This window comes from Pseudomonas sp. MIS38 (genome assembly GCF_019891575.1).
GTDB classification, from domain to species: domain Bacteria; phylum Pseudomonadota; class Gammaproteobacteria; order Pseudomonadales; family Pseudomonadaceae; genus Aquipseudomonas; species Aquipseudomonas putida_A.
In genome coordinates this window covers 75,586-94,323 of record NZ_JAFLXF010000015.1, presented here as the reverse complement: position 1 = coordinate 94,323, position 18,738 = coordinate 75,586, and the positions used below count along the sequence as shown (strand labels likewise).

At 55.9% G+C, this 18,738-nt stretch carries 20 protein-coding genes; 6 read left to right on the top strand and 14 right to left on the bottom strand.

The window, feature by feature from the left end; translation table 11 throughout:
• Positions 1 to 135: 135 nt before the first annotated feature.
• Positions 136 to 1,044 (bottom strand): 50S ribosomal protein L3 N(5)-glutamine methyltransferase, encoded by a 909-nt coding sequence (gene prmB, locus J1G18_RS17905; RefSeq protein ID WP_086794742.1) that lies wholly within the window; start codon positions 1,042 to 1,044, stop codon positions 136 to 138.
• 238 nt (positions 1,045 to 1,282) lie between these two features.
• On the opposite strand from prmB, the gene J1G18_RS17900 reads away from it, so the two are divergent.
• The 4 genes from J1G18_RS17900 (at position 1,283) to J1G18_RS17885 (ending at position 4,264) form a co-directional block, all read left to right on the top strand.
• Positions 1,283 to 1,873, top strand: a complete 591-nt coding sequence (locus tag J1G18_RS17900) for a cysteine hydrolase family protein (protein ID WP_003223193.1) — start codon at positions 1,283 to 1,285, stop codon at positions 1,871 to 1,873.
• A gap of 130 nt (positions 1,874 to 2,003) precedes the next feature.
• Positions 2,004 to 2,324 carry a hypothetical protein gene (locus J1G18_RS17895; protein ID WP_007914024.1) on the top strand — a complete coding sequence of 107 codons (321 nt, stop codon included), beginning with the start codon at positions 2,004 to 2,006 and terminating at the stop codon, positions 2,322 to 2,324.
• Between the two features lie 74 nt (positions 2,325 to 2,398).
• Positions 2,399 to 2,956: a Smr/MutS family protein gene (locus tag J1G18_RS17890; protein ID WP_027613336.1), complete on the top strand. Its 558-nt coding sequence runs from the start codon at positions 2,399 to 2,401 to the stop codon at positions 2,954 to 2,956.
• 510 nt (positions 2,957 to 3,466) lie between these two features.
• The gene (locus J1G18_RS17885; RefSeq protein WP_223008194.1) at positions 3,467 to 4,264 is read left to right on the top strand and encodes a hypothetical protein; all 798 of its coding nucleotides are present in this window, start codon (positions 3,467 to 3,469) and stop codon (positions 4,262 to 4,264) included.
• A gap of 611 nt (positions 4,265 to 4,875) precedes the next feature.
• Here the strand turns inward: J1G18_RS17885 and J1G18_RS17880 are convergent.
• The 4 genes from J1G18_RS17880 to J1G18_RS17865 all read right to left on the bottom strand — a co-directional run bounded on the left by J1G18_RS17880 (position 4,876) and on the right by J1G18_RS17865 (position 9,200).
• Positions 4,876 to 6,168, bottom strand: a complete 1,293-nt coding sequence (locus tag J1G18_RS17880) for a hypothetical protein (protein ID WP_223008193.1) — start codon at positions 6,166 to 6,168, stop codon at positions 4,876 to 4,878.
• Complete coding sequence (locus tag J1G18_RS17875) at positions 6,168 to 7,289, bottom strand: nucleoid-associated protein (RefSeq protein WP_223008192.1); 1,122 nt, start codon at positions 7,287 to 7,289, stop codon at positions 6,168 to 6,170. Before J1G18_RS17875 ends, J1G18_RS17880 begins: the two co-directional genes overlap by 1 nt.
• Positions 7,290 to 7,504: 215 nt before the next feature.
• Positions 7,505 to 8,782, bottom strand: a complete 1,278-nt coding sequence (umuC, locus tag J1G18_RS17870; protein WP_223008191.1) for a translesion error-prone DNA polymerase V subunit UmuC — start codon at positions 8,780 to 8,782, stop codon at positions 7,505 to 7,507.
• The gene (locus tag J1G18_RS17865) at positions 8,775 to 9,200 is read right to left on the bottom strand and encodes a LexA family protein (protein WP_223008190.1); all 426 of its coding nucleotides are present in this window, start codon (positions 9,198 to 9,200) and stop codon (positions 8,775 to 8,777) included. The genes umuC and J1G18_RS17865 overlap by 8 nt, the downstream gene beginning before the upstream one ends.
• A gap of 95 nt (positions 9,201 to 9,295) precedes the next feature.
• Between J1G18_RS17865 and J1G18_RS17860 the strand changes: the two genes are divergently transcribed.
• On the top strand, positions 9,296 to 9,988 hold the full coding sequence (locus J1G18_RS17860) for an SOS response-associated peptidase family protein (RefSeq protein ID WP_223008189.1): 693 nt from the start codon (positions 9,296 to 9,298) through the stop codon (positions 9,986 to 9,988).
• Between the two features lie 614 nt (positions 9,989 to 10,602).
• Here J1G18_RS17860 and J1G18_RS17855 read toward each other — a convergent pair.
• Positions 10,603 to 11,397, bottom strand: a complete 795-nt coding sequence (locus J1G18_RS17855) for a DNA adenine methylase (RefSeq protein ID WP_223008188.1) — start codon at positions 11,395 to 11,397, stop codon at positions 10,603 to 10,605.
• Between the two features lie 238 nt (positions 11,398 to 11,635).
• Between J1G18_RS17855 and J1G18_RS17850 the strand changes: the two genes are divergently transcribed.
• Positions 11,636 to 11,971 carry a GrlR family regulatory protein gene (locus tag J1G18_RS17850; protein WP_223008187.1) on the top strand — a complete coding sequence of 112 codons (336 nt, stop codon included), beginning with the start codon at positions 11,636 to 11,638 and terminating at the stop codon, positions 11,969 to 11,971.
• A gap of 51 nt (positions 11,972 to 12,022) precedes the next feature.
• Here J1G18_RS17850 and J1G18_RS17845 read toward each other — a convergent pair whose 3' ends face one another.
• The 8 genes from J1G18_RS17845 to J1G18_RS17810 form a co-directional block, all read right to left on the bottom strand.
• Positions 12,023 to 12,571, bottom strand: a complete 549-nt coding sequence (locus J1G18_RS17845; protein WP_223008186.1) for a lysis system i-spanin subunit Rz — start codon at positions 12,569 to 12,571, stop codon at positions 12,023 to 12,025.
• The gene (locus J1G18_RS17840) at positions 12,553 to 13,116 is read right to left on the bottom strand and encodes a glycoside hydrolase family 19 protein (RefSeq protein WP_223008185.1); all 564 of its coding nucleotides are present in this window, start codon (positions 13,114 to 13,116) and stop codon (positions 12,553 to 12,555) included. Before J1G18_RS17840 ends, J1G18_RS17845 begins: the two co-directional genes overlap by 19 nt.
• 30 nt (positions 13,117 to 13,146) lie before the next feature.
• Positions 13,147 to 14,196, bottom strand: a complete 1,050-nt coding sequence (locus J1G18_RS17835; RefSeq protein WP_223008184.1) for a phage late control D family protein — start codon at positions 14,194 to 14,196, stop codon at positions 13,147 to 13,149.
• Positions 14,197 to 14,255: 59 nt separating this feature from the next.
• Positions 14,256 to 14,579 carry a hypothetical protein gene (locus tag J1G18_RS17830; protein WP_223008183.1) on the bottom strand — a complete coding sequence of 108 codons (324 nt, stop codon included), beginning with the start codon at positions 14,577 to 14,579 and terminating at the stop codon, positions 14,256 to 14,258.
• Between the two features lie 90 nt (positions 14,580 to 14,669).
• On the bottom strand, positions 14,670 to 14,876 hold the full coding sequence (locus J1G18_RS17825) for a tail protein X (protein WP_223008182.1): 207 nt from the start codon (positions 14,874 to 14,876) through the stop codon (positions 14,670 to 14,672).
• Positions 14,851 to 15,696 carry a phage tail protein gene (locus J1G18_RS17820; RefSeq protein WP_223008181.1) on the bottom strand — a complete coding sequence of 282 codons (846 nt, stop codon included), beginning with the start codon at positions 15,694 to 15,696 and terminating at the stop codon, positions 14,851 to 14,853. The genes J1G18_RS17825 and J1G18_RS17820 overlap by 26 nt, the downstream gene beginning before the upstream one ends.
• A gap of 9 nt (positions 15,697 to 15,705) precedes the next feature.
• Positions 15,706 to 18,255: a phage tail tape measure protein gene (locus J1G18_RS17815; RefSeq protein WP_223008180.1), complete on the bottom strand. Its 2,550-nt coding sequence runs from the start codon at positions 18,253 to 18,255 to the stop codon at positions 15,706 to 15,708.
• A 156-nt stretch (positions 18,256 to 18,411) separates the two neighbouring features.
• Positions 18,412 to 18,726: a phage tail assembly protein gene (locus J1G18_RS17810; RefSeq protein WP_223008179.1), complete on the bottom strand. Its 315-nt coding sequence runs from the start codon at positions 18,724 to 18,726 to the stop codon at positions 18,412 to 18,414.
• Positions 18,727 to 18,738: the final 12 nt, after the last annotated feature.

Sequence of the window (18,738 nt, the reverse complement as noted above, 5' to 3'; positions counted from 1 at the left end):
AGCTTGCTCCCGCTGGACTGCGAAGCAGTCGTAAAACATGCACATGCGGTATGTCTGGTGCACCGTCATTGCATATTTTGGGTCTGCTTCGCAGACCAGCGGGAGCAAGCTCCCTCGCCACAAAAGTCAGTCAGGTCAGACGCGGGAAGCGAACAAGGCCTGATGATCGCGGCACTGCTCCGCCGTCAGCATGAACACACCATGCCCGCCGCGCTCGAATTCGAGCCAGGCAAAATCGACTTCCGGGTACAGCGCTTCGACGTGCACCTGGCTGTTGCCCACCTCAACGATCAATAGCCCCTTCTCGGTCAGGTGATCCGCCGCTTCGGCGAGCATCCGCCGTACCAGGTTCAGACCGTCATCTCCGCAGGCCAGGCCCAGCTCCGGTTCGTGCTGGTATTCGTCCGGCATGTCGGCGAAATCTTCGGCATCAACGTACGGCGGGTTCGACACGATCAGGTCGAAACGCTGCCCCGGCAGGCCATCGAAACCATCGCCCTGCACGGTGTACACACGCTCATCGACGCCATGGCGCTCGATGTTCTGGTTGGCCACTTCCAGCGCTTCGAACGACAGATCGGCCAGCACCACTTCAGCGTTCTGGAACTCGTAGGCGCAGGCGATCCCGATGCAGCCCGAGCCGGTGCACAGGTCGAGGATGCGTGCCGGCTCGTCGCCGATCCACGGTGCGAAGCGGTTTTCGATCAGCTCGCCGATCGGTGAACGCGGGATCAGCACGCGCTCATCGACGATGAACGACATGCCGCAGAACCACGCCTCGCCCAGCAGGTACGCCGTCGGGATGCGCTCTTCAATGCGGCGCTTGAGCAGGCGTTGCAGGTTGACCAGTTCGTCGTCTTCCAGCGCACAATCGAGGTAGCTGTCGGCGATCTCCCACGGCAGGTGCAAGGCACCGAGCACCAACTGCCGGGCTTCATCCCAGGCGTTGTCGGTGCCATGGCCGAAAAACAGATCCTCCCCATGGAAGCGGCTGACGGCCCAACGGATGTGGTCGCGCAGGGTACGAAGTCGGGAAGTGATCACGGGGCAGAACTCCAGAAAAAACGACTGGCGATTCTACCAGCCAAAACGCGTCACGACGACGCGGGAAACATTCGCGGCCGACAGTAGGACTTTTCTGTTTTTTGCATCAGCTATTGAACAGAACGTGTAACTTGACAAGGCTGCAGGCCAGTAACGACGCTGCCTACGATGGTAGCGGTTCACAGAACCGCTCAGCCAGAGGACAATGCCGCAAAAGCCCCACCCCAAGGAGCCCCGAATGTCCGTTCCAAAAACGATGTTTCAACTCAGCGGCCGCGGTTACGCAGCGGCCACACTGAGCCATGCCACCGTGGTCATCATCGATGCCCAGAAAGAGTACCTCAGTGGCCCGCTGGCCCTGAGCGGCATGGACGCGGCCGTCGCGAACATCAAACAACTGGTCGCCGCGGCCCGTGCAGCCGGTCGGCCGATCGTGCACGTGCGTCATCTCGGCACCGTCGGTGGCCTGTTCGACCCGCAGGGCGAACGCGGCGAATTCATCCCCGGCCTTGAGCCACAAGGTGACGAAACCATCATCGGCAAACTGCTGCCGAGCGCGTTCCACGGCACCGAACTGCTCGACCGTTTGCAGAATCTTGGCTCGCTGGACCTGATCGTCTGCGGTTTCATGAGCCACTCCAGCGTCAGCACCACCGTGCGCGCGGCGAAGAACCTGGGCTTCCGTTGCACCCTGGTCGAAGACGCCTGCGCCACCCGTGACCTGCCGTTCAAGGGCCGCGTGCTCAGCGCCGCCGTGGTGCAGGAAGCGGAAATGGCGATCATGGCCGACAACTTCGCCACCCTCGCCCTGACTCAAGATCTGATCTGATCTGCTCTGATGAGCGGCTCAGCACGCCGCTCATCCGCAAAAGCCTCGCATTTGCTTCAATTGCCTTAGCCTCAGGAACAACCCGGTCAACTCCCGGTCGAAGGGCCGATACCCATTGAGGAAGGTCGGAATGAAGTTATCCGATGGATTTGACGCACGCCGCTTGCGGCCCAAAGGCCAAAGCAACTGGCGTTTTCGATTCGGCGCAGCGATCGCCGCCATTCTGGCGACGTTCGGTGTGCTGCTGGCGATGGCCGGTGCCGCCAGCCTGCTGGGGCGCCCGCCGGCGCTCGGCGATTTGAATGCCACGCCGATGGGTTCGGCGATCATTCTCGCGGTCGGCTTGTTGTTCCTGTATTTCGGCGTGGCGCTGTGGCGTCGATGCCGGCGTCGCGCCAGGCAATCGCGGGAGCTGAACATGTCCCCGCACCTGATGAAAAAACACGACTGACTGCACGGCCTGGCTTTTTGCCGGGCCGTTTTGTTTCGACTTGGGTAAACTGGCCGCCCTTCGCGGAGGCTGACATGCAAGACGACGATTTTTCCCTGTTCAAAAGTGCGATCCAAGGCGTCAAGCCGATCAAGCACGACCGCGCCGACACTGGCAAACCCAAGGCTGACCGCGCGCAGATCGCCAAACTGCGCCAGTCCGCCACCGTGCGCACCGACACCACCACCGTGGATGGCCTGTCCGATCAGTTCGTGATCGACGTCGGCCCCGAAGACGAGTTGATGTGGGCCCGCGACGGGGTGCAGGAAAGCCAGATGCGCAAGCTCAAGATCGGCCAGATCCCGTTCGAAGGCAGCCTCGACCTGCACGGCATGAACGTCGAAAAAGCCCGCGAGACCCTCTGGGCGTTTCTCGCCGAGGCGACCAAATTCGAAATCCGCTGCGTGCGCGTCACCCACGGCAAGGCCGTGCGCCTGGACGGCAAGCGGCCGATGATCAAAAGCCACGTCAACACCTGGCTGCGTCAGCATCCGCAAGTGCTCGGTTTCTGCTCGTGCCAGGCGAAACACGGCGGTGCCGGCGCGGTGTACGTGATGCTCAAACGCACCATGATGGAAGGCCGCGACGAATAATCGCGTTACACCGAACTTGCAGGGTTGTGTCCGCCACCGTACCCTTGCCCTTTGCGAAAATCCCCACAGGTAGTTTCATGTCCCTGGAACAGAATTACACCGCCATGTTTAGGGGGTGGGAGTAGGTTCTCAGGGGCAATGAAATCAGGGGCTTAGCACCGAGGAAAACTCAGAATTTCGTGCTAAAACACGGTTATTGGTACAGAAATTGGTACGGCATTTAGATCCCACATACATGGAACAAGCCCCGCATCGCTCGAAACGATGCGGGGCTTTTTTCATTGTTGAACGATAGCCTGACCGTAAATCGAATGGCGGCTTCCGGCCAGAAGCGGTCGGTCGTGAAGGGGCAGTAGACGCCCCCTGGAAGAGACTGACGCCGACGTCAATAAAAGCAGTTTCTATAGACATACTGCGAACATAGCTGAATCCTATAATATCAAAGAGCCCTCGCAGGATGGATGTGGGGGTAGGTGCTCGCCCCCCTCACGAATAAAAATAGGAATATAAATGCTTCTCGCAAAGAACTGTTTTATAAAGGACAACCTGAAAACTAGAAAAACTATAAAGCTGGGCACTCTATATGAGTATAGAAAAATCGAAAGCGCTCAGATTGTCGATAGCGGTGAAGGCAAGTACTCTTTTTTACTGAAATTTGACGGAATCGTTGAGATTGAAAGGACCTGGTTCAGTCTCATGTTTCAAGGAGCAATCGGCTTAGGTGACGATGAGCATCACCCGAGGATTCCGGGAGCGATGAGCGCAGCTATTCATAATCTTGAGATGGTCGGCGGCAACGAACATATCATCAGAGTACGAAATTCCAGTGCAAGCGTTCAACGAGAAGCGCTAAATGGATTCATTTTTTGCATGTCCCAAGTTAGGAAGATGCGAGACGCTGTAGGATTATTTCCCAACTACGATGACTGTTGGTATATGACTGCAACAAAAGCGCATAAATTAGGAATAGCACTTTCAGTCCTGCTACGGGACCGCATTACCTCCGGGCGTGATTCAGGTAATCACATAGTTGATCCATGCATCCCACTAGCGAACCTGTCGGTTCACTGTCGGCATGAACCAGTGTCTTACATTGGTCGTGAGATTCATATTTCAGATACCAGCCTGTTCACAGCAGATCAGTTCATGCGCAAAATCTGGGATATGGCGTTTGTGAAACCCCCCTCTTTCATGGCAGAGAAGGAATATCGATTTAGCTTCACAATTGTGGCGGGAGACAAGATTCTCATACCTATCGTGGATAATTTGATTCTTAATGCTGAACAACTGGCGGAATGGGCGTTATGAGCTACGATAGATTGCGCATCCATTAATTAGGAAAAATATAATGTCCAACATTGATGTGTATTTACCGGCAGTAGATGGGTCCGCGTATTGGCCAGTAGCGAAAGGAGATTCGTGCAAGGAGGCTGTACATGTCCTCTTTACCGATGACTTCGCCGCACCACCTCATCGATTAGTAATCAAAGTCGCTACGGAAACCGGGAAGGTGGTTGAGGTGAGCATTCCGTACGATGACGCTGGAAAGGCCACAGTGCGAATCGACGGTGAATCGGTATAACAATAAAATTTCGTAAAAACAGCTCTAGGGCGAACGTCAGCTATTGGACGAAAGCGGCCGCAGCCTGGCTCCGATGATGGATTGGTCGTACTAGTCCACAATCTGCCCGGCCTGATGGGTTGAACCGCCTGGAGGACATTGCTTTGTAGCAATTTTTAAGCACTCCATGATTACTGGCCACCATGGTCGACTCTGGTAATTTTCGTACATGTTGAATGATACGACGTAGCATCAGCTAAGCCATCACCCTCGAGCCCTTTGAAAAAACCGGCTCAACGTTAAGAGGACTTGATACCAGTTAAACACTTTAGTGCACTTTAAACCGTATAGAGGAAAATCAACACGATCTATAATTGCAGACCAAAATTAAAAGCTTAGCAACATTCGCGAATGCTGAAAACAATTCAACCTTGTACATCAAACTATGCAATGTAATCGCAACCACTGCAGGCAACCAAGATATAACCCTAAGCGTGCGCAGTGATTTTTTTAGCTTCGACTCATTTGCGCTGAGCCCGTCAATAACTTCTTTAAGAAAAACACGCAGATCCTTTGGGTACTGAAGTATGTTTTTTTCATGAACCGAAAACATCATGATGCGAGAATGTCTTACACGTTCATACTGAAGCTTTTGCGCAGCCAATGTTTCTGCCAGCAATGCAGAGGTTAGCGTGATACCCAAAACCAAAATTGATTGTTCAAGAACCCCATCAGCCTTAATTAACGCAATAACAGCCACTAATGAAATCGGCACACTTAGTATCTTACCGCTTATATCACTCACAACTTTAGACATTTGATCTGCAACAGTCAATTGAGCAACTGCCACCTCTTGCTTAGCCTTGTGAAATGAAAACCCACTCAGATATACCGACAGATTATTTTCGTATAAAGCCCGAAAACCAGCCCAATTCACGACAAGAATTCTAAATCGTTCCTTACCTTCCGAATACCCAGACAAAAACTCTATAAGAGTTGACCGAAAGATTGAACGCTCTTTCACGAGATTCGGGTTTGAATCGACATTATGTTCTTGAAGACTATTTAGAAGATCAAGACCAATTTCACACGACAATAACTCCTTATCCAAGTACGGATTAAGAGTTATAGCTTTTTGCTCTTTATTAGCCTCATCAGTTACAAAAACCAGCTTATAGTCATCGCTTACTTCTTTCCCGTCATGATAGTGAGCAAGTTCCGCCAAATACATCATGAGCTTGCAGATGCCCTGAAGAGCTTTCACCCTTTCATCAATGGGCTCTTCAGAGGAAAGAATATCATCATCGACCAAATAAAAATGAGGTGGAAGCGGTACTCTAACAAAACTCTTCGACCTATTCATTAGATCTTCTAGATCCTTGAATACAGGTACTTCACCTGAAGCATCCAAAGTAAAAGTAAAATTCAATGAAGTCCATTTTGTCGCAGGAGTGAATTTCCCAAGCGAAAAATCATATCCATCTATTACAAACTCAACCATCCGCCCCGCTTTAGAATCACGAAGTAATGTGATCGACTCACTGACAACCTCATCAAACTCAAAACATTCAAATGTGAAAGTATTACTTCGCCACGTACGTGGGCAACCTAACTTCCTATAGGCGCCAACAAACTCCAAGACAGCGGACATTATTCTTCTACTTCCGGATCGATGGTCTTATCTGCGATGGCCTGTCGAATTATCGCGACTGCTTCTTTAGATAAATTATTGATAACCAATCTACGCTGCGCCTCTTCAAACCTAATTTCCGCATCAACTCCCTCACCGAGTGAATTTCTATCGAATTTCAGCTGCCAATTATCAGCCTTATAGACCACGTGAGTATATTTATTCAAAATGCCCTTATTTAGGGGAAATTCTACTGGCACCCCAATCGCATCACTATTAAGGTGCCCAGTAAATTCATAGGCAAGCTCATCTGCCTGGCCTTCCAACTCCGCCGGAAAATAGTCACGAGCAATCTTTTCCACCTCAGAAAGCTTTACGGAAAATCCTAAATCTCGCTGCTTCTCCAAATATCTTAGCAAGTCATCCTTAAAGGAAATACTATTTTCACGCAAATTAGGACGATCACGAAAAAACTTAACACTTTCCTTTATAAGGTTATCAGTGGCTGCTGCTGAAGCAGTACCCACAGCACAGCCAAGGGCAGTGACAAAATACCCAGCTGCGGAACGTGCTGCACTGTGACTAAGAAAACTGAGGTAATTAAGCTCTTGCTTTGCGACTTCATCAGCCAAGAGGTGCTCATTGTATTTCTGAAAATTAATTCGAGCTGCGTGATACAAGCTATTCAAATCCAACTCAATCAGTTCCTCCGGCTCAAGGTTTTCATTAAGCCTAAGGCCATCCCTTTTTTTAAGCATTGTTATCAATAAAAATCTACTCTGAGCTGTTTCATAATCGACAAAAAGAATATACCCCCCCGAAGAGGCTGGCTTTTTGTCCGCCGCACTGTGCAGTTCCCCCATTGCTGAACGAGTGACTTCCAAAAAATTATTCACATCAGGCACTAACTTAGAATAAGCACTAAAGTCTGCTGGAAACTCACTCTCTGTGTTTTTCGCAAAGGTACCATAATGTGCAGCGTTATTTTTCTTACCATAAATTGAAGTCGCCCCGAGTATTAACTTGCTAACAGCAGGCTTGTCTTTACCCAGTACAACATCACGTATATCAGAATCCTGAATATCTTTATGCTGTTCCTTGACCAGCTCATGGACAACAGCAAAATTGACTTTCGTTTCCATTTCCGATCCTTATTGTATTAATTTTTTTGATCCCTGACTGCTCTGAATCTAACCCATGATGGCAATTTGACTCAAGATTTGAATCTACAAACAAAAACAAACGCATTGGATACTGTAGTTGAGTACAGCATGGACCTCGTAAAAACGCGCGTGTCGCTTCCACGCGACCACGGCATGCTCCGATCCGCCCCGCCTCGACTGATGGACCTCACGAATTATGCGCAACGAACTATCCACAGCTGATCCAACCGAGTGGTGAAGCTTTGACTCATCATTTCGCGCCGCATTGACCAATCGGGACTGATCGGCACACCCGCAGACCGCAGTGTTCCCCTACCCCACCTCTCGTTGATCTTATCCAGCACCGTCATCAGCTTCGTCGCCTCGGCCGACTGCGTGGTGGCAAATAGATCCTCGGTGAATTCACTTCGCTGACAAAGGTTGACGAGCATCACCTCTGCCTTGCTGTACTTGAATCCAGGCCGGAATACGCGCTCGACAGCGTCGACAGCTGCCTTTGTCAGCAGACGCACATCATCTGTGGGATATGGCAGCTCGACGAGGACTCCGTTTGCGTACTTGACCTCATTCGGATTGAACATGCCGGTGCGAATGCTGACGCGGATTTTCTTACACAGTGAGTTCTGGGCCCGCAGTTTTTCCGAGGCGCGCATCACGTAAGTGGCGACGGCCTCTCTGATCGGTGCCAGCTCTGTGAGGCGCTTGCCGAACATCCGGCTGCAACAGATCTCCTGCTTGGGCGGATCCGGCTCGTCCAATTCAAGGCATGCAGTGCCAGCCAGCTCTCGGGAGGTTTTCTCGATTACCACGCTGAAGTTTTTCCGTAGCGTCCAGGCATCTGCCTTGGCCAGATCCATCGCAGTCTTGATGCCCATACCATCCAGGTGCAGTTTCATGCGCCGCCCCACTCCCCAGACCTCTGCCACGTCCGTGTTGCGTAGCACCCAGTCGCGCTTGATCGGGTCGCAGATGTTCACGACGCCACCGGTTTGCGCCTGCAGGCGTTTGGCAGTGTGGTTGGCCAGCTTGGCCAGGGTCTTGGTGTGCGCGATGCCGACGCCGACCGGAATGCCCGTGCAGCGAAGGACCTGGCTGCGGATCTTGCGGCCGAGGCCGTCCACGTCGTTGATGCCGGTGAGGTCGACGAAGGCTTCGTCGATGCTGTAGACCTCGACGGCTGGCACCATGGACTCGATCAAGGTCATGACACGTTCACTCATGTCACCGTACAGCGCGTAGTTCGAGGAGAACGGGACAATGCCGTGTTGCTTGAGTTTGTGTTTGATCTGGAAGTACGGCTCGCCCATTTTCACGTAGGGCTTCGCGTCGTAGCTGCGGGCGATGACGCAGCCGTCGTTGTTCGACAGCACCACGATGGGCACTTTGGCCAGGTCTGGTCGGAACACACGTTCACAGCTGGCGTAGAAGCTGTTGCAATCGATCAGGCCGTATACCGGCGGCGCCTTAGACATGGCTGCGCACGCTACTGGTGATCACACCCCAGATCGCCAGTTCGTCACCTTCAAGGACGTATCGCGGCGGATATTTAGGGTTTTCCGACATCAGGATGACTTCTCTACCGCGAATGCACAGACGCTTGCACACGGGTTCATTGTTCAACAACGCAATGACGATGTGACCGTGGGCCGGCTCTATTGATCGATCGACAATGGCCAGGTCTCCCTCATAGATCCCGGCGCCTTGCATGCTTTCACCAGTGAGCGACACCAGGTAGACGTGTGGCGCACGAATGTTCAGCACTTCATCCAACGAGATCTGCGCTTCGATGTGGTCTGCGGCCGGCGATGGAAATCCGGCCGGTACGCGGAAGAGACACAGCGGCACCTTCGAGCCGCCCTCACTGATGAGACCTAGAATTGAGTAACTCATAACGCACGACTTCCAATACTGTACGAATATACAGTTAACTTTCTGAAAGCCTTGCGGTCAATTTTTGTAGGAAATATCAGATAGGCGGGCAGGCAATGTGCGGACGACTCTCGCAGTACAGTGGCATTCACGACTTCGTTGCCGCCTTGAGCATGCCCAATGCCCTCGTCAACCACATCGGGGATCTACCGCTCGAACGCTACAACGCAGCTCCCACCACACAGCTTGCGCTCTTTCACCAGGAGGAGGGGTTTCTGCATGCAGATATGGTCCGCTGGGGATGGCGGCCGCATTGGGCGAAAGATCGTGCAGCCCCCATCAATGCTCGAGTAGAGAAAGTAGCGCATGGCCCGTTTTTCCGTGCGATCTGGCCGCATCGAGCGATTGTCGCGATCAACAACTGGTTTGAGTGGGTGGACGAAGGCGGGTCAAAAAAGCAGCCGTATTTGATCCGTCGCCAGGACCGTGCGCCCATTCTGTGTGCTGCAATCGGCCAATATCCAAGCGTTGGGCGACAACCCACCGAGCATGATGGCTTCGTGATCATCACCGCCGACAGTGCTGGGGGGATGGTGGATATCCATGATAGGCGGCCAGTAGCGCTTTCACCCGAGCTAGCGCGTGAGTGGCTAGATCCAGCCACACCCAAAGAGCGCGCCGAGGAAATAGCGCTTCACCAAGGTGAACCGACAGATGTATTTGAATGGTTCAAGGTGGATCGAGCGATTGGCAATGTTCGCAACCAAGGGGCTGCGCTCATCGCCCCGGTGAATCCAACGCCGGGCTAACCGACTCTACGCACGTTGATGACTTGCAGCATGATTTACAACTTTCGTGTAAATAACAGATTAACTGTTTAGACGTGGCGAACACTTGCGAAGCCAGTGATAACAAGCACTTCGCTCCCCCACAACCGGAAAAAGAGCACACCTTACTTACATATGTATGTACGTAATTTCCACTTTTCGTGTAATAAACAGGTGTAGGACGAATCCGGGAAGTCGGTCAGCTCAGTCATATACACCCATTGCCCAATACCAGCTTGGGACATACATCCATTGCCCTAATCCTCGGCCGCCATATACACCCTTAGCCCTAGTACCAAGAAGGTGTTGCGGGCACATACACATTCAGCCCTACTACAACTTCCCCGTGTGGAGTCGCAGCAGCAGATGTAATTAATTTCGATCAACCATTGACGAATACCGCAATAAACATCTAGTTTAAAAACAGATCGTCCTACCCCCTTTCCGCTACCGCGCCCATAAGCGCGGCATGTTTCTTTGCGAGAATAAAAATGAATGCTCTGATTCTTCTGATGGCGACTGTCGAGTTTCTTATCAAACTCACCGAGCTGTTGCAGCTGTGGGGCATCGGATGCCCAGGGTTCGCGCCATGGTGATCAGAACAATCCGCCCAGCGCTGCCGGCTCCCAGTTCATGATCACCAGCTCGCCGCTGATATCGGCCTTCCCCTGGCGCTGGTTGGTTGTGGTGTAACGAATGTCCAGAGTCTCGAAGTAAAAGCCTTCGAATACGCGACGGATGTCCGGGTGGTCGTTGATGCTGACCATCACTTTGCCTTTGCAGCGGCGCATGAAATCGGCCATCCGTTCGTAGTTCTCGAACGGAAAGTCGACGCCATAGCCGGCGGTCTGCCAGTAAGGCGGATCCATGTAGTGGAACGTGTGGGCACGGTCGTAGCGTTCAGCGCATTCAAGCCAGGGGAGGTTTTCGACGTAGGTGCCGGACAGGCGTTGCCACGCGGCCGAGAGGTTTTCCTCGATGCGCAGCAGGTTGATGGCCGGGGCGGTGGTCGCCGTGCCGAAAGTCTGCCCGGAGACCTTGCCAGCGAAGGCATGGTGCTGCAGGTAGAAGAATCGGGCGGCGCGCTGGATGTCGGTGAGAGTTTCGGGGCGGGTCATCTTCTGCCATTCGAACACCTGTCGCGAACTGAGCGCCCATTTGAACTGGCGCACGAACTCTTCGAGGTGGTTCTGCACGACGCGGTAAAGCGTGACCAGGTCGCCGTTGATGTCGTTGAGGACTTCCACGGGCGATGGCTGGGGCTTCATGAAGTAGAGCGCGGCACCGCCGGCAAAGACTTCGACGTAGCATTCGTGAGGCGGAAAAAGCGGAAGTAGGCGGTCGGCCAGGCGGCGTTTACCGCCCATCCAAGGGATGATGGGTGTAGACATAAAAAGCAAGACCTTTACTGTATGGATAAACAGGTGCTAGGCTCGCCGCGCTTTGTGCACGGAGCAAGAGCCTTGGCTGGACTTGCAGGGACAATCTGCAGGGACGGCGGTCGATCCGGATGTTGGCGCATCTGGACCGGCCGCTCTTTTTACGACGATTGATATGTAGGGAATCCTTCTCCTTGCTAATTCTCTTGAGTGACCTAGTCTCAATTGGCCATCACACAGGAGCATCGAGATGTCGAACGGAATTTTTTCGGTAGAGTTTGAAACGAACCTTCCAGATAGCGGATCCGGCGTTGTGGTCATCAAGGACGGGGCCGTGAATGGGGGGGATGCAAATTTTTTGTACCAGGGCCATGTACCTCAAACCTCTGGTAGGTTTTCCGGGCCGTTTCAGGTTTCCAAATGGAAGGATGGGAACACGAGCGTCACTGGAATCGACAACTACACGCTCGACGCCAGCGGTGAGATTAACTACGAGACCGGCACTCTTTCCCTAAGTGGAACCGTTGCCGGCAACTCGAGTATTCGCTTAGCTTTGACCGGTAGGAAACTCTTGCCAGCTGTGTAGCAAGTGCTCTCGGGGAGCTGAAGGTTTCGACCTCGAACCTGCAGTCAGCTCCTACCTCTCCCTCTTCCGCGATACCTCTCGTGCGTAATCTTGACACGCGGCCAGAGCGATCAATCCCCGGTTGCCGTCGTCGGTGACGCCGATAATTCGTTGAGCATGCGCTGGGTCAAGTTCGGCTCTTGTGGAACCATGAACCATGCTGCCGGTGGTGGCGGAGGTTGGCACCGATCCGTTGCCGGCATTGGTGGTGGCGTCGAGTAGGACTGACAGGCGCAGATCAGCAGTGGCAAGACGGTCACGCAGGCGATCTTGATTACGTTGGACATCGGTCAAGGCTCGGTAGTGGGTTTGTTCACTGGTAGCCAGGCGCTGCTCAAGCGCGAGGCGTTTATCTTGTTCGGCGCGCTGTTGCGCGGCGGAGGCCAGGGCCATTTGATTGAGCGTTTCGGTGTGGAGGCGAGCCTGCTCGGCGAGCTGTTTGCCGTAGCGCCAATCCTGCACTTGCCAGGTGATGGCAGCGGATCCGCCGACCAAAGTGGCCAGCAGTGCGGCTTTGACAAACAACCGATGCGGCTCCGGGATCAGTTCGCCGAGGCGCATAGCACCGCCCTCGCCCGCTCCCACAACTGCAAGCGATCCTGCAGACCATTCAGGCCGCCGTTGATCTTGCGGGTGATCGCTTCGAACTCGTGTCGATCCGCCAGAGCATTCAGCTCACGAACCCACCAGAACCACGCGGCCGACTCGGCGGCCCACTGCGGCAGTTCCAGCAGCTCAGGCGTGCGCAACAAACGCTCATCGCCGAACAGCGCCAAGCTGCAGCGCAGGTAGTTGTTGTGGCCGGTGATCTGAATCAGCCCACGGCCACGGTAGCGCTGGCCATCGCCGTCGGCCTCGGGCGTGTTGCCCAGCCGTGCGGCCAGAGTCCCGGTGTCATACTTGCTCAGGTACTGGTCGCCGCCCAGTTCGCGCACGTAATTCAGCTCGCCGGATTCGTGTCCGACCTGGGCGAGAAACGCAGCTTGGCGTTGCGGTGTGTTGATCTGCCGGCGGATCATCGCGGCATTGAGCGCAGAAACAAAAACGCCCGCTTGGCGGCGGGCGTTGGGCATGATGCGTTGCAGTTGTTGCTCTGTCAGTGACATGGAGTTCTCCTCGGTTGTGGGACTTCGGCGCTACTGCTTGATCTGAACAATCTTCAGATCCTTCGCCGGCTTTTTCTTCTTGCCTTTGGCTTTCGCCTTGCCCTTCTTGCCGCCATTGCACTCGACCGTCGTGCTCCAACCAGCCTGTGTGAACACCTGCTCCACGGAGTCGACCAGGTACTCGCCGTCGAGTCCGACCTTAAAGCCCTGGGCGTTGATCGATCGTTCGGCAAACAGGTCGGTGCGCCCTGCCATCTCCAGCCGGACGCCGGCCGTGGATCGATTGAATGCAGTGAGGCGGGCTTGGGCAGCAGCTTCGGCGGCTGACTTGTTCGGGTAGATGTGCCGGTCGGTGTGCACCGGCGGCAAGCCGTCTGGTGATTCGTCGTTGTCGAGAGTGACCACGGCGAGCTTGCCGGTCTTCTTGTCCTGGTGCTTGGCCGACACGGCTTTGTGGGTGTTGCGGTCACCAAGCCTGAACTGAAAGCGGCTGACGTCCCGACGATGGATAGTCACTGTTCCCAGCGCTTTGCCCGATGCGCTCTCCCCGCCCTGACGTGGCATCACCAACAGCTTGCCATCGGCCACCTTGGCCGTGCAGTCGTACTGCTTGGCCAGACGCGTGATGAAATTGAAGTCCGATTCGTTGAGCTGATCGGCGCGGGGCACCTTGGTCTGCACTGGGCAGACCGCCTGCCATCCGTTGCGAGCGGCGACGTCGGCGACGATCCGCGACAACGGCACGTTTTCCCAACTGCCGCTGCGAGTGGTCTTGCCGCTGCCACGCATGTCGCTGGCCTTGCCGGTGATCACCAATGTGTCCGGCGGGCCGGACAGCTCGATCTCATCAACGACGTAGCGGCCGATGCGGGTCAGTCTGGTTTCTGCGTAGCCCAGGTAGATCTCGATGCTGGCCCCACGCGAGGGCAGAACCACCGCACCGTCGCGGTCATCGATACGCAGCTCGAACTCGTCGGACTCCATGCCGGGTTTATCTGTGGTTTTCAGCTGCAGGAGGCGGTCATTGATCCGCTGGGTGATGTCGGCGCCGTCGGCCACGACACGAAAGATTGGGGTCATTGTTTCGTCCAATAAAAAGCCCGCACAAGGCGGGCTCAGTGGTTTCTACTTTCTGCTGGTCAGTCGATCTTGACGATGGTCAGGCTGTCCTCTCCCACAGCAATAACGCTGTTACAGACGGGACAGGCAAACACGTCGTTCTTAGGATCAACCGGCAGCGATTTGGTGCATGCTGGGCAGCTGCCGACGAGCTGGGTTTCTCGAAAACCGAAAGTTTTGAAGAGCACTGCTCCCATCACCCCAATAGCGAGGAGCCACCCGAGTACAGGAATAAAGGCCAGAAAGATCGCACCGATGGTGCCGAAGATGATCCAGTTCAGCCTGTAGTTGAGCTCCCCCCAAATGCTGCGTTTTACTTTCCTTAACTCTGTTGATCTTTCCATGAGGAGCGCCTTAGTCATTCGCAAAAATGACAAGCTTATCGGCGCCCGACGGGCAGGGCAAACCCTGCTAAACCGAGCTCGACATCGAACTCACCCCCACAGCATCACCTCACTGTCGTCGGGCGCCGGCAGATCAGGCAGCTCGATCACGATCCCGGCGCGGTAAGGTTGCGGCTCGTCGGCCAGGCCCTGATTAGCATCCAGCACCGCCTCGACCGCTCCGTTCAGATGCCCATAGGCGTGGTAACACAGGGTGTCGAGCAGATCCCCGTCAGACGTTCTGCAGGTCATCGCCATAACGCACAAACTCCAAAGTGAACGCCTGCTTGCGCGGGATACCACCCTGCAGCAGCGCGCTTTGTTCTTCTTCGACGCTCTTCAAGCACCAGGTGCCGAGCACGTCGCCATAGCCGGTGGTCAGCGTCAGGGGCAGGAGCTGGGCGCCCAGGCTGCGCAGGGTGTCCAGCTGCTTGATGCCGCCTTTGAAGCCGGGAAAGATCGCGCCCTTAAGGGTAATCTTTTCCTCACCGATGCCCACCGCCTGTTGCGCCGGTCGGCGAGTTAGGCGTTCCTGTGAAGCCCAGCGGTATTCGGTCGAGCGCCGCAGCTCGTCGAAGGCGGCGGTATCCAGGTTGAAGTAATACGGCACCGCTTTGGGATCCAGCGGCTGTACGATCAGCAGGTGCGGAAACGGCTTCACTGCTTCCGGTACCGGCGTCGCATCCCCAGCCAGCGATCCGGTTGGCAGGATGTTCCCCAGCGATGGGCTGACCTTCCCGGCGATCTTGTTGATAGCGGTCGACGCTCGGGCGGCTTGCTCCTTCAGTTGGCCCATGCGCTCATCGATTTGCGACACGGCACGCGTGGCTTTGTTGTAGGTGGCCACCACCTGACCAACCTTGGCCTGGGCGGCGTTTACCCCGCGCATCACGCGCTGCAGTTTTTCACCGACTGCCGGACCGACAATCGGAATGCCTTCCAGCTCCGAGGCGGCGCCGCTGATCTCGCTAATCGCACCGTTGACCGGCCCCATCATGCCGTCGAGGCTACGCCGTCCGGTCTCCCCCGCTGCAGCCAGTTGCTTGAGCCCTGACTGCAGCTGTTCCATGTAGGCCATCAGTCCTCCTTACACATGCGGTTCATCGTAGAGTTTGCGGTTCTGCAGCTGCTGCGTGGCCTGCTGCATCTGCTGCGCAATGAAGGGCTGCAGCTCCCGCGCCATCTGTGCCGGATCCTTGGCATCGCCCTGTACGGTAATGTGCAGCGGCGCAGAGATCTCGACCCGTTGTTCGACCTTCGGTGTTTCGGATCGGGGTGCCGGGATCGGCGCGGCCAGCAGAGGTGGTGGAATCGGAGCGCTGGCAGGCGTGGTCAACGAGCGGGCGACATCGCCCAGCGCTGCAGCGTCGGCTGGGCGCTCAGGGAGCAACTTGCTGATCGTAGGCACTGCAGGTGGTGTTGCACCCGGCGCAAGCGGGCCGGTGGCGGATTTCGGTGCGAATGACCGGGCGATGTCACCCATCACCGGCGGCAGGTTTTTCCCGGCATCGGCCATCATCAATGGCCCGGCGTCCGGTACACGCTTGAGCGACTCGTCGGTACCGAACAGTTTTTTTCCCAGAAAACCTCCCGCCGCATCGCCGCCCATGTAACCGAGATAACCGCCGATCATGCCGCCGACGATGTTGCCAATGATCGGCACGGCCGACCCGATGGCGGCGCCTGCAGCTGCACCGGCCAAAGTGCCGGCCAGCCCACCTGCTGCCTCGCCGTAACCTTCGGCCTTTTCGTCCTGAGTCACCGCATTTTCGTAGGTGTCGTAGGCTTTGAAGCCGGCGTCAACCACCGCGAAGAACGCCGGGCCCTTGACGCCTTCGGCGATCTTGGCACCGCGACCGCCGCCTTCGTGACCGCCGCCACGGCTGCCTTTGCTCTTCTTGCCTTCGCCGGCCTTCCCGTCCTTCCCGCCTTTGTCCTTCTTGCCTTCGCCGCCATCCAGATCACCGGCATCCAATCCACCGCCGGCACCCGGCAGGTTGGTGACGATCACTTTTTGCGGGATGTTCGGGTTGCCCATCAGCGTGCCGCGCCCGAGGTTCATCAACCCCTTGCCGACCTTGAAAGCGCTGACGGCGCCCTTGAGTGCGACCAGCCCAGCCACGGCCGTACCAATGCCGAGCGTGACCCGTGGAAACTCATCGGCGAAGCCAGATAGCTTGCGGCTGACGTTGTTGATGCCGTCAGCCACTGCGTCGGTAACCGGCCGGATCGCATCGCCAATGCTGCGCATGGCGTCATCCATGGACTGCGCCATCTCGGACCATTTTTGCGCCGAGGTTTGTCGACGCTCAGCGAGGTTCTTGTCGAGGATCCCGGTGGCACCGGCCGAATCCTTTTTCAGCTGGTTGTACAGATCTTTATTCTGCATGTACGCGGTCAGAGCCGCTTTCACCTGCATGTCGGCAAACAGGTCACCGGTGCGCAAAGCCTCTTCCAGCGACTTCATCATCGCTTTGGCTTTCTCGGGGTCGGTCTCTTTGCTGATCGCCGCCGTGGCCTTGGCCATCTCGGCAGCCCGCTTCGGATCGGTCGCTTCGATGTACTTCTGCGCCAGGGCAAAGCTGGATTCCAGTGTGGACATGCCGTTTTGCAGACCGGTCTGCATCGAGCCCTTGTAGTCGATACCGGCCTTTTTGTATGCGTCGACCGTCTCGCCGGAGCCGATTTTTTCCATCCAGTTTTTGAGGTTGTTCGCCGCCTCGTCCGAACCGCCGGCGGTCTTCATTTGCACCTGAAGCATGGCGCCCAGCTGCGTCACCGAGTCCATGCCGGTGATGCCCAGCTTGCCCATCCCGGCCAACAGTTCGGGGAACCACTTGGCCATGTCGACCGCTTCAAAGCTGCCTGCCTGGCCTTGATAGGCGATGGCTTCCAGCGCTTTTTCCATCACCTTGGGGTCAGTGATCTTGGCGTTCTGTCCCAGTGCGTTGATCATCTTGGCCGTTTCAGTGCCATCCGATCCTTGGCCCACGGCAAACTTGGCCGCCGTCGGTGCATAAGCCAACGCCTTGTCCAACTCCATGCCGGCGCCAACCAGGGCGTTGACCACTTCAGCCACCTGATTGCGTGCCATGCCGGTATCGCGTGAAGTGTCGATCACCGTCCTGGACAGCTGCGCCTCTTCCGGTGAGTTGGCAATGTTGGCCTTGATCGCGATGTCACGAATGATCGCGCCGTAGTCAGCACTGACCTTGGTCGGGATGGCTGCGGCGGCGGTCAGCGCACCGGCCTGACCGAGGGTGCTTTTCAAGCCGGACCGGCCTTCCTCGATCTGCCGGTGTCCCAGCGCTTTCAGTTCGGCGCCGGCGGCGACGCGGCCCATGGTCGCGTAAGCCTTGCTCAGCCGTCCGACCTCGACGCCCTGTTTCTTGAGCAGTTCAAGATTCTTTTCGTACTTGGCCAGCAGCTTGTCTGCGCCTGCGGCGCCGGTCGCGTGTGCCTTGCGCCACTCTTCGCGCAGACGCATGGTGTCGCCGATGGTGTTCTGCAGGACTCGGGCCTTACTGCCCACCGAGTCCAGATGTTTGATCTTGCTTTCGACGTCCTTGAACGCTTTGCCTACCGTCTGATCGACGGCGCCGCCAATGACAAAGCCAAGCGCGAGGTTCTTCGCCATGTGCGTGCCTTATGCGTCGGAAAGAGTTGAGCGGTGGCTCAGTCGGAGAGCCACCACACCAGTTCGTTGAAGGGCATGGCCGTGATCTCAGCCGCCGAGAACCCGGTCTCCCTGGCCATGCGCTTGGCCAGGATCTTCAACGTAGAGCCGTCGCATTTACTCGTCCGTGACCAGGCGAAAGTAGCCGGCCTGCAGGCGCAGGTAGTCGACCATCTTCAGCCCCATCAGATCCGCTTCAGGGGTCTGGGTCAGCGAAGCGAACAACGACATTTCACGCTGCTCGGCATCACCGTTGGAGGCCGCCTGCGCAGCTCGCACATCACGCACGCACGGTGCACGCATCATCAGGGTGTCGACCGTGACACCGGACAGCTCGGTAGGGTACTTGAGGCTGATGCGAAAGCCGTCGTCAGACAGCTGCAGCCACTTTGGCAGCGGTTTTTCGGTGGTCGGTTGAATGTCTTGATTCATTTCGTATTTTCC